Annotated in this window: 8 protein-coding genes; 2 read left to right on the forward strand and 6 right to left on the reverse strand. The window is 25.1% G+C overall.

Features of this window, described 5'->3' with window-relative positions; translation table 11 throughout:
- The 4 genes from BGI41_RS02205 to BGI41_RS02220 form a co-directional block, all read right to left on the reverse strand.
- Positions 1 to 3,292: right-handed parallel beta-helix repeat-containing protein (locus BGI41_RS02205; RefSeq protein ID WP_088538615.1), on the reverse strand; the 3,292-nt coding region annotated here is incomplete at its 3' end.
- 513 nt (positions 3,293 to 3,805) lie between these two features.
- A complete protein-coding gene (locus tag BGI41_RS02210) occupies positions 3,806 to 8,812 on the reverse strand; it encodes a cobaltochelatase subunit CobN (RefSeq protein ID WP_158211959.1) in 5,007 nt (1,668 codons plus the stop codon).
- A 480-nt stretch (positions 8,813 to 9,292) separates the two neighbouring features.
- Complete coding sequence (locus BGI41_RS02215; protein WP_088538617.1) at positions 9,293 to 9,670, reverse strand: 30S ribosomal protein S8e; 378 nt, start codon at positions 9,668 to 9,670, stop codon at positions 9,293 to 9,295.
- Between the two features lie 249 nt (positions 9,671 to 9,919).
- Complete coding sequence (locus BGI41_RS02220) at positions 9,920 to 10,630, reverse strand: DNA polymerase domain-containing protein (protein ID WP_088538618.1); 711 nt, start codon at positions 10,628 to 10,630, stop codon at positions 9,920 to 9,922.
- A gap of 270 nt (positions 10,631 to 10,900) precedes the next feature.
- Here BGI41_RS02220 and BGI41_RS02225 point away from each other — a divergent pair, with 270 nt between their 5' ends.
- Together BGI41_RS02225 and BGI41_RS02230 are read left to right on the forward strand one after the other, a co-directional pair.
- Positions 10,901 to 11,596: a TIGR02253 family HAD-type hydrolase gene (locus BGI41_RS02225; protein ID WP_088538619.1), complete on the forward strand. Its 696-nt coding sequence runs from the start codon at positions 10,901 to 10,903 to the stop codon at positions 11,594 to 11,596.
- 10 nt (positions 11,597 to 11,606) lie between these two features.
- The gene (locus BGI41_RS02230) at positions 11,607 to 12,380 is read left to right on the forward strand and encodes an exodeoxyribonuclease III (RefSeq protein ID WP_088538620.1); all 774 of its coding nucleotides are present in this window, start codon (positions 11,607 to 11,609) and stop codon (positions 12,378 to 12,380) included.
- An 852-nt stretch (positions 12,381 to 13,232) separates the two neighbouring features.
- Here BGI41_RS02230 and BGI41_RS02235 read toward each other — a convergent pair.
- Positions 13,233 to 13,697, reverse strand: coding sequence for a pyridoxamine 5'-phosphate oxidase family protein (locus BGI41_RS02235; RefSeq protein WP_088538621.1), 465 nt, complete (start codon positions 13,695 to 13,697; stop codon positions 13,233 to 13,235).
- 57 nt (positions 13,698 to 13,754) lie between these two features.
- Complete coding sequence (locus tag BGI41_RS02240; RefSeq protein ID WP_088538622.1) at positions 13,755 to 15,320, reverse strand: phenylalanine--tRNA ligase subunit alpha; 1,566 nt, start codon at positions 15,318 to 15,320, stop codon at positions 13,755 to 13,757.
- Positions 15,321 to 15,411: the final 91 nt, after the last annotated feature.

Below are 15,411 nucleotides of genomic sequence, written 5' to 3' on the forward strand. Positions count from 1 at the left end.
CAAAATATCCTCCACGTTCTCCATTATAAAAATCAACTGCAACTTGATTAAAATCATATGAAACAATTTTAGTAGCTGATCTTACAGGAACTTTATTAATAGTCATAATAATAGTAGAACTATTTGAATTATTTACATAATTACCAGTATCATCTATTAATATAACAGTTAAATTTACTTTACCTTCTAAATCAGTAAAAATTACTTGACCATCTTTATCAGTAACTAATGTTTTATAAGATGGAGTTCCATTAATTAAATAGGTAACAGTTTTATTACTAAGTGGATTATTTTCATCATCAACTAATTTAACTATAACATTTCCTTTTTTATCAGTATCAAAATCAAATGATACTTCATGAGGATAGTTACCTGAAACATTTTCATTTAAATAACTTACTGCATTATTACCAGAAGAACTATTAGCAACAAGATAATTATCTTTTACAGAATTTTGATTGTTAGTAATGTTAACAGCATAATAACCATTTGTTGTAATATTATTTGAATTAATATTGTTATTAACAGAATCTTTCATTAAGAAAATACCTGCAACACCTGCAGGAATAGCATCACCATGATCACTTACACTATCAACATTAGTATAATCAGCAGTTGCATTTATTTTATTATTATTAATTGTATTATCAGATGATTGATATCCTGCAACACCATAAACAAAACTACCTAATCCATTAAATTCATTGTTATTAATAAGATTATTATTTGAACTAAACATTTCTAAAAGGTATATTGCTCCAGATTTAGCATTAACAATATTATTTGTAACAGTACTATTTTCAGATGCTTCAAGAGTAATACCATAAGCAACATTTTTACTATTTAATGTAATAGAATTATCATCAATGATTGTTCCATTACTTAAATAACCAACAATAATACCAGAAACGAAGTTATTACCATTAAGAATAACATCATTTTGAATGAATTTATTATTATTAGCTTCAGTATTTCCTTTACCAGTTTGAGCAGCTAAACAACCAGTACCATAAATATAGTTATCATTACCTGAAACTTCAATATGGTTATTGTTTACTGTATTGTTGTTACTGTCAAAGTAAATATCTACACCAACAATTGAATTAGTAGCATTAATATAAGTTTTGTTATCTAATTTAGAACTTACAGAGACATAATTACTTGAAATAGTATTATTAGATGAGTAAAGTAATAAAATACCATATGTTCTGTATATTTCTTGAATTCTATAAACACCATCAATACATAATTCAGACTCATATCCATGAACTTCGCCAGAACCATTTGTAAAGACTACATTATTATTAATTTTAGAATTATAAACTTCACGACAAAGAATAGTATAAGTTAAATAATTTCCACTAGAAGTTAAAAAGTTTCTTTCAACTGTAGCACCACTAACATCATCTAAGTATATACAGTAAGCAGTTTTATCATCAACAACATTAATATTATTATTTACAATGAAAACATAATCTGCACTATCATAAACATAAATACCCCATTGATTAAAGACACTAGGATTATTATTTGTAATATTTAAATCACAAATATAAACATTAGGAGAAGTTACTTTAATTGTAGAATTAAATAAATTAGTTTGATTATTACCTTCAATTTTAACTTTTGATGAAATAATCATTACTTTATTTGTAAAATTACCACTAAATAATAAAATATCTCTATCATTAATTGTTCCTGGAATAATTACACCATTATCATCAAAATACATAGAGTAAGTATCAGGAGTAATGATAATTTTTGTACCATTATATTTAATAATAGTATCATCCTCAATAACAAAACCTTGAGGATAAACAATCTCTTTACCATAAACCATATTATTAGCTATAGTAGTATTTTTATTATCTGCATATAATGCATTAATAGCACAATCTCCAGTAGTATTAACTACATTATTAGTTATTGTAAGGTTTCTTGGATATTTTTTATTAGACTCTCTAGCAACTAAAATACCAACAGTATTAGAATTTATATTATTATAATTTACAATAATATCTTTAACATCTCCCCTAACATCAATTGCAGCAGAATTATCAGTTGTTACATTATTATAAGTAACATTAACATTACTTCCTCTAACAGAAATACCATAACCATTATGTAAACGATTATCAATTGTATTATTCCTTACAACACAATTATCACCAACATTAATTGCAGTTTGTGCATTAACACTGATAAGTTTATTGTTTTCAACAATTGAATTAGTGTTAACAATAATTCCATTATCTCCACCAGTAACTTGAGTTTTATTACCAAAATTAACTCCAGTAATGTTGATAATTGTATTACCACGGACAGTATTATTAGATACAGTTGCAGATATACCTCTATAAGCACCAATAACAGTATTATTTTCAATTAAATTATTTGATCCCATCATTTGAATAGCATAATTCCATGAAGTAGGATTATCAACAACAGTTTTTACTGTATTTCCAATAATAAAACTATTATTTGAATATCCATTATCATTATAGACAGATGCATATATACCTACATTATCTCCAATTTCAATATAATTGTTTAAAATAGAAATAAAATTAGATACACTTATACAGATACCTGGATGAGTCCAAGGACTATTGTCTTCACCAGTTTCAGTTTTAATTTTTGAATTACTTACAGTACAATAAGTAGAATTTTGTATATAAGCGGAATAAGCACTTCTACCATTACCATAAAAATTAATATTATCTACAATTATATTATTTGAATTTTGAATCCATACTCCTGGTGTAAATTTAAAAGTATTATTAAACCTAATATTAGATACTTTAGAACCTTCAGATCCTCTTACTAAATTAATAGTACAATCTCTTAAAAAAGCATTATTAGAACTTGAAGTAATAGTTACCGGTATATCAATAACAAAACTTTGATTTGTAAATGTACCAGATAAATCTAAAGTATCACCAGAAGAGATTCCAGATATAATATTTCCTTCTTCATCAAAATAATTTGAATATTTATCAGAATCTAAATTAATAGTTTTACTTGTTTTAACTGTTTGATTTGTTGAAGATACAATATCTGAATTGTTTTTTGAATCTGAAACAGCATTAACTGATTTTAAATCATCCAATGAATCATCAGTTGATAAATCAACTTGAGAATTAGAACTAGAAACATCAGTTGAATGAAGTTCAGAATATGTATTTACTGTATTAAATGATGAAGAATCATTAACATCAGTAGCAGAAATTGAACCAATTGATAAAACAGTGATTAAAACAATTAAAACAATTAAAATTTTATTAAACTTCAATCTTTCACCTTATCACAATTTTTCAATTTTATAAATTATTTAAAAGTAGTTTAATTAATATTTTTTAATTAAAATTCAATTAAATAATAAAAAACTACTTAAAAAACATAATTTATTAAAAAATAAGCAAAAATAAAAAGCTAATAAATTTTTACCTATTTTAAAAATAAATTTAATCATAAACTCTTATACAAATATACTATATTTTAGTAAAAATAAAATATAGTTGATTTATATTTATGTATTTATATAGTATATATTTTTTAAGATAAATTGAAATAGAATCAAAAAAATTTAATAAAATATTGAAAAACAGACTTTTTTTAAATTTAAATTTAAAATAAATATTAAAAAATAGAAAGAAAAAACTAAAAAACTAAAAACCGCTTAAAATAAAAAACTAAAAAAATAGAAACAACCTAAACTAAAAAAACTAAAAAACTAAAAAAAGAAGCATCTTAAAGTAAAAAAAATAAAAAAAATAAAAATTAAATGACAATGAAAAATGAATTACTAGAATTCATCATTATCATCATCATCTTTGTTTCTTTTAAAAAAACCGAAACCGAATATAAATAATATTACTACTATTATGATTAAAACATAAATTGGTAATGAAGCTTGTGCACCAGATGAACTAGTTTGTTTATTTATTTCATAAGCTTTATCACTAGATGAAGGTGAACTAGATCCTGCACCAGAATCAGATTGACTATCTTCTGAATTAGAACATTGTTTTCCATTATTACTAGATGATTGGGAACCACCTGCATTAGAACTACTAGCACCAGAATCTCCTACAGAACCTGCACCAGAACCAGAACCAGAACTTGATCCAGAACTTGAGCCGGAATTTACTGAACTAGCACTTGAACTAGTACTTGAACCATTATATACTTGTGAACTAGCAGCATTAGCAATATCTTGTGCAGTTTGTTCTGAATAAATATCACTTTGTGAATCACTCATAGCTTTAAATAAAGCATTAAATTTAGCTAAAGTAGCACTACTACCAGTATACATCTGAGTTACATCTTTGTTAAAAGACCATGGATCAGTATGGTGACAACATGCAAAGTTTTGATATTGTACAACACTATCAACATAATTATTTACTAATTTTTGAAGTAAATTTTTTTCTGATGCTGAACTTGGATTCCAAATTCCAGTTTGTGAAGCATAAATCATCCATGCAGCCATTGCTTGCCAACCATAAGATTGTGAAGCAGAATTCACTGAAGAATAAAGTGAATTAATTGCATTTGCAGCAACAGTGAATGAATTACTATCTACAACAGAACCGGATGAAAATGATCCAGTACCCCCATTTTTACTTTGACCAGTACCTATGCTTTCTGAAGTTACTACAGAAAACATATATAAATCTTGAACTTTAGCAGCCATTTGTAACCAACCAGAAGTTGAACCAATAAGGGCATTAGTATATTTTGGATTTGCAATAGTTGTACGAAGTTCTAAATCAAGTTGTTCAGATAAAGTACGTACTACCATATCATTTTTATTCCTTGTATCTGGAACATAAGTTTCTGCATTTCCACCTAATCTTTTAGAAGCACCAACTAAACCTCCAAGCCAATCAAAGTAATCATCAGAATCTAAAAGTCTCCATGTACTATCTACATTTTGAGTTATTAAATCTACATTTTTAAGTAAATATTCATAATTTGATCTTTTCTTTGTAACAACAATATTACCATTTTCATCTAATGTCCAAGAATGAGAAACTCTATCTAAATAAATATCAGACATTTGGGAAGCTAAATCTACATCTTTATCATACCATCTATCAGTAGATGGTAAATAATCACTCATACCAGTACCTTCAAGAACATCCCCTCTAAGACCAAATAATCTGTCAAGGGAACCTGTCTCATTATAATGTGCTTTAATATAGTTTTGAGAAAAACTTTCATTTGTATTATTTACAAGATTTAAAGCATTAATTAAAAGACTAATCCAATGAACATTACTAGTTACCATACTAGTAAATACATCAATACGAGGTCTATTAATTACTGTTCCATTTGAAAGAGTAATAGTTAAATCATTTAAATCAACTAATTCTACTCCAGTAACAGTACCAGAACGTGCCCATACAGGTTTTACACCTAAGAACCATAAGAACTCAGCAATAGCAAGAGCATCAGTACGTAATAACTCTGTTCCCCACATAACAATTCCAGTTAATTTAGGGAATGTATTATTATGAGATTCATAATATTTAACAATCATTTTATTTACAAGATTTTTAGCAGCTTCAAATGATTGTTGTGTAGGCATTTTAGTTGTATCACCAGTATACATTGAACGACCTGTAGGAAGTACTTCATAATAAGCCGGATCTCCTGAAAGACCTGGATATACATATCCTCCAGATAATGCAGTTAAAATTGCATCCCATTCCATATTATTTCGAATATTATTCATTGTAATATTAGCATAAACTAAATCATTATACAAGTTAGAACCATTAGTAACATTAAATAAAGTAATAACTTTATCAAATTCTACTCCATCTACTAAATAAGCAAGGAAATCATTTAACCAAGTTTTAGTTTCATTGATTTGGACTTTATATTCTTTGTTTTTATAAACATCTTTATAAAAGTCTAATTTATTAAGTTCTGGATATAATTTATGTAGAATTTCAGTATAAATATCAGTTTGAGAGGAAGTAATAGTCATTAATTCCTGAATTAACTCATAACCAGTTAAAACTTTTCCTAAACTATGAACTCCATAAGTAATAGTATCAGATTGTAAATCATCTAATTTACTATCTAATTTTTCTAACCAATCATCAAAAGTTTGATTAGCACTTGGAAGAGGTAATTTAAGAGAATCTGAATTTGCTAATATTAAAATACTTTTCTTATATTCTTCTGCAGATACAGTATCTCCAACATTAATAGCTTTATTATAATTCCTAATTAAATCATTTATTTTAGATAAATTACCATATAAATCAGACATGACAGATGCAGGAGTCATATGTGTAATAACTAAAGCATTCATCCTATCTACTGCAACTATACCTTCACCAGGATCTGAAACAATATATGGATATATTGATGGAGTATCAGTTAATTCAAATGACCAATCATCTTCAGTTAACCCTATACTTTTACCAGGTAAATATTCCATAGTACCATGAGTACCCATATAAACTAAAGCATTAGCATGATATGTTTGTGATAACCATTTGTAAAATGAAATATACTGTTGATGAGGTGGTAAAACAGAACTATGGTAATCTTCAATTTTACTAACTTCCCATCCTCTACTTGCTTGGAAAGTAATAAAAACATTACCGAACATGATACCTAGTATTACAATATATTTACCTTTATGTTTAGTACCATTGTAAACCATAATATTACCAATAGTATCATTCCAACGATCAATTAATTGTTTCCTTAATTTAGGATTTAAAGAATCTAAATATTCTCTAAATTCAGTTTCATTAATTAATTGATGGTTAGCCATAAGAGTATCCCAATATTTATCTACATAACTATTTAAATAACCTTGAGCCCATGAACCTTTGTTACATGCCTCTAAAAGCATATCAGTTAAAGCAGTTAAATTAGGAATATCTTTTTCATCCATACCAATATCATATCCTGCTTGAGCTAATAAATGAAGCATAACATAAGTACTATTAAAAATATCTAAATAAGATGCTCCAATATCACTTTTTCCAGGAGGATAATTATATAAGATAATAGAAATTTTCTTATCAGAATTATTCATCTCTTTAAGTTTAGCCCAACCAATAGTGAGATTTACAAGTTTTTTAACACCAGAATCAATTATACATTCTTTACCAGTAGTTGCATTAATATATGAAACTAATACTGTACCAAATACACCTTCAAATGAAGGAATTGTTACAGAATAAGTCCATTCACTTTGAGGACCTTGATCACTTGTATAACCAACCTCACTAACTTTATCTAAAACTTTAATAACTTCAACATTTAGTTCTTTTAATTCTTCAATTGCTTTTGTAGAATTATTATAGTTTAATGACCATGAATATAAAGAGTTAACAGCAGAAATATGGCGTTTACTATTATTTTGGAATAATAACAATAAAGAACTCATAGCAGGAGTAGTTGTAATTTGATATAAATTAAATGCAGCTCTTCCTTGAGATTCATATTCTTTAATTAACCTATCCATTAAGTCTCCACCAGGATAATAACTTACAATTGCAACAAATGGAGAACTTGTATTAACTCTACTTAAGTAAGAATCTTTATCAGTAAGCTCATCTCCACCATAAATATCAGTAGAATTTATTTGATAAGCATTATACCAATCCTCGAAGTCTTTAAAAATAGATGACATAGATTTAGAACCTTGCCATTCCACATATTCTATAATCATCCAATTTAAACTACCTAAACCATCTTTATTAAAACCTGGATCTTTTAAAATCCAATCATTAATTTGTGTTTGATTTGGACGAAGTTCGAAACAACCATATGCAGGATGATAAATACCCCAAGTTGAATCCATTACAGGAGTTCTAGTTGGATCAAGAACTGGATTTACTGAATTTTCACCAAGCAAGTATAATATGTAAGCATATAAGTTTTCCATATTAATACTAATAACTTTTGAATTTTTATAATCATTAGGTTGATAATAAGAACCAATATAAGTATTTTCTATAGTATTAATAGTATTATTACCATTTTTAGTACCTACATAATTAAATCCAAGACCACTACTATCAGATTGACCAAATATATAAGAAATCATATGATTTTTATTAGCTGGAGAATCTTTTATAAAATTTTTAACTTCATCAGTATAAAATGAAGAAGTAAACATATCCATTTGTATATAATTAGCTTCACCAATTAACCATAAATTAGGATCATGATTAAAATTAACACTATCAATATAAAATACACGTTTACTTAATGATAATAAATAATCCATTTTATTTTTATTACCTTGATAATAAGTAATGAAACATAAATCTGGTTTAAAGAGACATTTAACTTTATTATTTAATAAATGTCCTCTATCATAATTAAAAACAATAGTTTGATCTACATAAGTAGAGTAAGAACATACAATTTTATAACTACCATAACCAGAAGGTAAACTATTTACTAATGCATAACCATTATTGGAAACACCAGAGTAAATCAAAGTATTTGAAGGATCAAAAATTTTAATTGTAGCCCCAGATACAGGTACTCCATCCATAGTATAATTTTTTGAAGATTTATTATATGCTTCAGAAGTTGAAATGTTTAAAACAGGATTTTTAACATCTTGAACTATATTTGTTTTCGTATTAGACTGCTTTAAAGCATTATTTGAAGTTTTATTATTTACATTACTAGAAATATTCTTATCATTAACACTAACTAATTCTAAATTAGACTCTGAAACAGAGTTAGTATGAGATATAGAATTATTAGTTGAGACATTAGTAGATAACTCACTAGCAGAAATACTTGAAACAAATACTAACATAATCATAATAATTAAAGAAAGTAATATTAACTTTCTTGTCTTCTGAATTTTTCTACCTCCATAAAGTTAAATAATCAAAAATTATTTAAAACAATTAAAATATTTTTGATTATGATTTATTTTATCTTGAAAATAATATATATAATTTATTAAAATTAAAAATAGTTTTAAATAAAACCAATTAAAATGATATAAATTAAACTAATAGAAATAAAATACAATATAAATTTAATCAAAATTAAATGATTTTAAAATTAAAAAATTAATATAAATCAAAATTAAAAACTATAAAAATAAAACAATAAAAGACTAAAAACAATAAATTAAAACAAAAAAGATAATAAAAAACAAGAAAAATAAGATAAAAATCATATTAAAATAAAAAACAATAAAAAAAACACTTAAATAGTGAAAAACTAAAAAATACAATTAAAAAAACTTATAAAATACTAAAAATAGACAAAAAAGATTAAAAAGAGTTTATAATAAAACTCCAGAAATAACACCAGATTGACCTGGTCTAGAAGTAACTTTAGCTTTACCTTTTGCAGTTTCTACAATAGCACCTTTAGTAATAATGTTCCTTCTTACGTAGTTAGGGTTTGCTTTGTTTTCACTGACATTTAAGATATCAAAAACTTCAGCTTTGTGGGTTTTAGGATCGATTACATTAATTTTGTTTCCACCATCTAATCGAAGTTTTTCATTTCCACCACGAGTTCTGATTTTTCTTAATCTTTTTGAATCTAATTTAGTTTCTGCAGAAGTTCTTCCTAATTCTGCTTTTCTTTTTCCACGGTTTGCTCTTAATCTTCCACCAGATGGACTTCTGATTGATTTACCTTGAGTAATTGCCATTATTTCACCTAATAAAATCTAATTTGTTAAAAAACTTTGTAAATAAATAATTTTAAATCGCAAACTTAAAATAACTCTTAAATAAACAAGTAAGCAAGAAAATACTCATTTACATTCTTTTATAAAATAAGAACAATAGAGCAAAAAGAGTTATTTAAGAATAATGATAATAAGATATTTTGTTTTTATAATATATAAACCTTATTAAAAATAGTATTTTATAATAAAATAATTAAAAATTAAAAATTTTTAAAAAAATGCATCAAGAGTTTGTTGTTTTTCTTTACTATCTAAATGCTCTAACTCTTTTTCACTATAACCAAATGAACTCATAATACGTTGTACAGCAGGAATTACTTGATGGGTAATATAATAATTTATATCAAATTCAGTATCATTATCAACATAAGCATATGGTATTGCTCTTGAACTTATTGAACCTTTACCTTTAACAATAACATACCTTAAAATATCTCCACTATTTACTTTAATACCATGTTCTTCCATTCTATATGCAGCTGCTACATGAGGTGCCATTTGTTTATATTTATCAAGACCTTTAGTAATTTGTGTATGAATTACTAAATCATCTTTAGTAACTTTTTTAGATCTAAGTTTTTTTAAGGTATTTTTAATAACATCAACAGCTTTATCAACATTACCTTCATTAAGAATAGCCATTAAAACATCTTCTTGTGTTTTTTTAGCTATTGGTGCCCAATCTCTTCTTACAAGTTCTAAACCTTTTGCTATAATATTTCCATCTTCAATTACAGCATATCTTTTTTTAGTTACAAAAAAACCTCTTCTATAAAACCCTTCATATTCAAGTTCCATAACTTCAGGTAAATTTGCATTAAAATCACTTAAAAATACTTGTGCTTGAGCTTTAATAGTATCTTCAAGTTCAAGTTGTTCAGGACTCTCCTCAGGTTTTTCTTCATTTCTTTCTTTTAACAATTAAAGCACCTTAAAATTATTATCATATAAAGCATTTATAATAATTAATCTGCTAATCTTTAACAAAAAATATCTTTTGTAAGGATTTTGATAACTAATATAATATATAATATTAATATTAAAAAACTTTTTTAATTAATATAATATACTAAAAAATAATTTTATAGGAAATACTAATAAATATAAATTATAAATAATCAAATTCAAATATATATTATTTAAAGAATTTATAAAAAATTTAATAAATAAAAAAAATAATAGGCGTATAAAATGGATGAAAATTGTACAAATAAAGCAGTATTTTTTGATATAGATGATACATTACTTGATACATCATCTTTTGCAGAAACTGCAAGACGTGCAGCAATAAATAATATTGTAGAAAATGGTCTTCCTATTGAAGAAGATGAAGCATATGATATATTTAAAGAAATCATTGCAGAAAAAGGATCAAACTATGATAAACATTTTAATGTACTTACAAAAAGAGTAATTGGTGCAGAAGATCCATATCTTATAGCATTAGGTATGACTACATATCATAATGTTAAATTTTCACTTTTACAACCATTTCCAAGAACTATTGCAATATTAATTTACCTTAAAACTAAAGGTTACAAATTAGGAGCAATTACAAACGGACTTACAATTAAACAATGGGAAAAACTTATTAGATTAAATTTACACCCATTTTTTGATATTGTTTTAACTTCAGAAGAAGTAGGTTATGAAAAACCACATCCAGAAATCTTTAAAGAAGCATTAAGACGTATGAATTGTAGTGCAGATAAAAGTGTAATGGTTGGAAATAAATATGAAACAGATATTGTAGGTGCATTAAATGCAGGAATGGCTGGAATTTTAGTAAATTCCGAATTAACCTTTGAGCAAGAACAAGAAATTGAAGATAAAAATCTTAATGTTACTGTTTTAAATAATATATCTGATGTTGATACTGTACTATAAAGGTGTAAAAATGGATGAAATTGAATTAATATCATGGAATGTAAATGGTATAAGGGCAATACATAGAAAAGGATTTATTGATTGGGTAAGTTCTTATGATGCAGATATTGTTTCAATACAAGAAACAAAAGCTAAAATTGACCAATTACCTAAAAAATTAATAAATATTCCAGAATACACATCATATTTTAATTCTGCAGAAAGAAAAGGTTATAGTGGTGTAGCAAGTTATACAAAAATTAAACCAAATAATGTAATAAATGGAATGGGAAATGAAAAATTTGATGTTGAAGGTAGATTACTTAGACTTGATTATGATGATTTTACATTATTAAATATATATTATCCAAATGGTGGATCATCTGAAGAAAGATTAAAGTATAAACTTGATTTTTATGATGCATTCCTTGAATATAGTAATTCACTTGTTGATGAAGGTTTAAATCTTATAATATGTGGAGATTTAAATACTGCACATAAAGCAATTGACCTTGCTCGTCCAAAACAAAATGAAGAAACTTCTGGATTTTTACCTATTGAAAGAGAATGGGTTAGTAAATTTCTAGATAATGGTTATATTGATACATTTAGAGAATTTAATAAAGAACCTGAAAATTATACTTGGTGGAGTTATAGAACTCGTGCAAGAGATAGAAATGTTGGATGGAGACTTGATTACTTTTTTGTTAATGATGAATTTAAATCCCATCTTGTAGATTCATATATTCTCTCAGATGTTATGGGTTCAGATCATTGTCCTATTGGTCTTAAAATTAAAGTTTAAAATTTAAATTAAATTTTTATCTATTTTTATTATTATTTACTATTTTTAAATATATTATATCAAAAATTATCTATTTTTAAATTTAATAATTTGATATTTTAAATTAAATATACTTATTAAAAATTAAACTAAATTAATAAAAAAAACACTAAAAAAATTATTAAAACCAATAAAAAACCAAAAATAAATAAAAAACCAAAAATAAAATCAAACTAAAACTAAAAAAAATAATAAAAAAACGAGAATAAAATTAAATAAACACTAAAAATAAGAAATTAAATATTTAAAAAAATGAGAAGGTTAATTGCATTTCTATTGGCAGATACGAAGAATGAGGTTTATAAATAGAAAAAATATTTTTAAATGGCAGAATATTATATGTGGACAGTTTTTCTATTTAAAATCCTATGCAATTATTTTTCTCTAATGTGTAATGAAAACGCCATAAATTAAAAGGATAATGAGAGTAATAAAATTTATGGAATTTATTTCACTGTTTTATGGTTAATTTAATAACATTTTAAAAAACAGATAAAAGCCCATATATTTAATGATTAAATACACATACTTGTATTTATAATAGAGATATAAAATACGGACTCCTATCTTAAAACGTTTTAAAAAATATACAAAATATAACGTGTGTTATAATTGTATAACTATAGTTATATTTTCATAGTATATAAAGCTTTCTATAAAAATTATAAAAAAATAGCTAAAAAATAAAATTATGAAAAAATAAAAAATAGAAAAAACATGCCCAAAAAATATAAAAATGAATATACTTAATGAATAATACTTAAAAATAGCTATAGAAAATTTAAATAGAATATATAAGAAAAATAAAAATATTTAATCATGAACTTTACAAGATAAATTACTTAAAGTGATTTTATAAACATTAGTAATTTTCATACATTTAGCATTAGAATCAATTTTTTTACTAAAATCACAATGATTTAATAATAAATTTAATGCTTTAAGTTTTTCATCATCATCTAAAATAGCTTCAATTTTACCTTCAGCCATAAGAGAATTATAACTACAAGTAAAATTATGACCAACAGAATAATATTTAATAAAATTATCAAATTCAACTTTAATTTGACTATTTTTAGAAATTAAATCAACTTTATGTCCTTCAGATGCAGAATGAACATATAATATTATAGTACCATCTACTACTTCATATCCAAAACTTAATGGTACAATATATGGAATATTATCAGTATTAAATCCAAGTCTAACTGTTGTAGATGAATCAATAATCTGAATCATAGTATTAAAATCAGTAACCTCATACTTTTTTCTTCTCATAATACCACATATATCTAAAAATAAAAAAATAAAAAAAGAAATTAATTATTAAATAAATTAATAATTAGAATTTAATTCAATACCTTCATCAAGAGGTATATCACGTAACCATTTGATATCACTTTTATATAACATTCTAATATCAGAGATATCATAAGTTATCATAGCAAGTCTTTCTACACCAATACCAAATGCTAAAACAGGTACATCAATACCTAAAGGTTCAAGTACTTCTGGACGGAACATTCCAGATCCACCAAGTTCAATCCAACTGTCTCTTTCTTCTAAATAGATTTCACATTCACAAGACATATAAGTGTAAGGGAAATAAGCAGGTCTAAATCTTACTTCAAATCCTAATTTTTTATAAAATTCTTTTAAAATACCAAGTAAATGTTCAAAACTAATACCTGGTGCTGCTACGATTCCTTCTACTTGATGGAACTCAGGTAAATGTTTATAATTAATTGTTTCACGTCTAAATACACGACCAACAGAAAACATTTTTAAAGGTGGTTCATGATTTGCAAGGTATTTAGTTGAAATACCAGTAGTATGTGTTCTTAAAACAGATTGTTTTGCAACATCTACATCCCAATCATAACCCCAACCAGTACTTTTTGTATTTCCACCATCTTCATGAGTTTTTGCAACAGCTTTAACAATCTTTTCATCAGGTAATTTACATGAACCTGGATTTTTTAAATAGAAAGTATCTTGCATTTCACGTGCTGCATGATCTTGAGGTTGGAAAAGAGAATCAAAGTTCCAAAATGCAGAATCAACATAAGTACCATCAGCTTCTGTAAAACCTATATCTAAGAAGATTTCTCTAATTTTTTGAATAATTTTTCTTAATGGATGAGCTTTACCTGGGAAAACTTTAGGGTTTTCTGCAGTAATATCATATGGTTTATAATGTAAAGATTTCCATTCACCAGATTTTAAATCATCATGAGTAAGTTGAGTTGCTTCTTTTTTAAAGTCATCAATGTCAAAACCTTGATTAATAATTTTAATACCTAAATCATTTAATTTAAAACTGTGACTAGTGATTTTTTTAATTTTAATAAGATTTTTCCTTTGGTTTAAATCTTCAAAAGCTTTAATAGAATCTTTATCTAAAGAACTTTTAAGTAAAATTTGATTAGAGAATAAATTTTTTAATAATTTCTCATCATCACCAACAGTATTTAAAAAGTTTACACCTTCATCAGTGATTTCTAAAACACCTTTATTAATTTTTGCCCAATGTTTTCTATTTAACCAACCAAGAGCAATATTAACATCTTTTTTATCTAAACCAGATTTTTTAGCAAGTTCTCCCATTGGTATTTTCTTTTCATGTCCAAGAACAGATAAAATTCTACGTTCAGGTAATCCTTTTTCTGCAAAATCTTTACCTGCATCAGTTAATTTAATATTTTCTTGAACATCTTTATTTACAGTAATAATATCTTTAGCAGAAAGTGAACCTGCTGCACTCATTACAGATTTAATATTTAAATTTTCTTTTTCAGCAACATCTTCAGGAAGAATATTTTCATTTTCCCCTAAACCTTTTAATAAGATTTTTTCATATAAACTTAACTCATTAATGATTTTTAAAATATCTTCACTCATATAATACACCTAAGTGTTTTAATAATAATTATAAAATAATAATAAAATTGAATTTAAAAATTCATAAAATATAATATTATAATATATATTT

The organism is Methanobrevibacter sp. 87.7, from assembly GCF_002208625.1.
In the GTDB taxonomy this organism is placed as follows: Archaea; Methanobacteriota; Methanobacteria; order Methanobacteriales; family Methanobacteriaceae; genus Methanarmilla.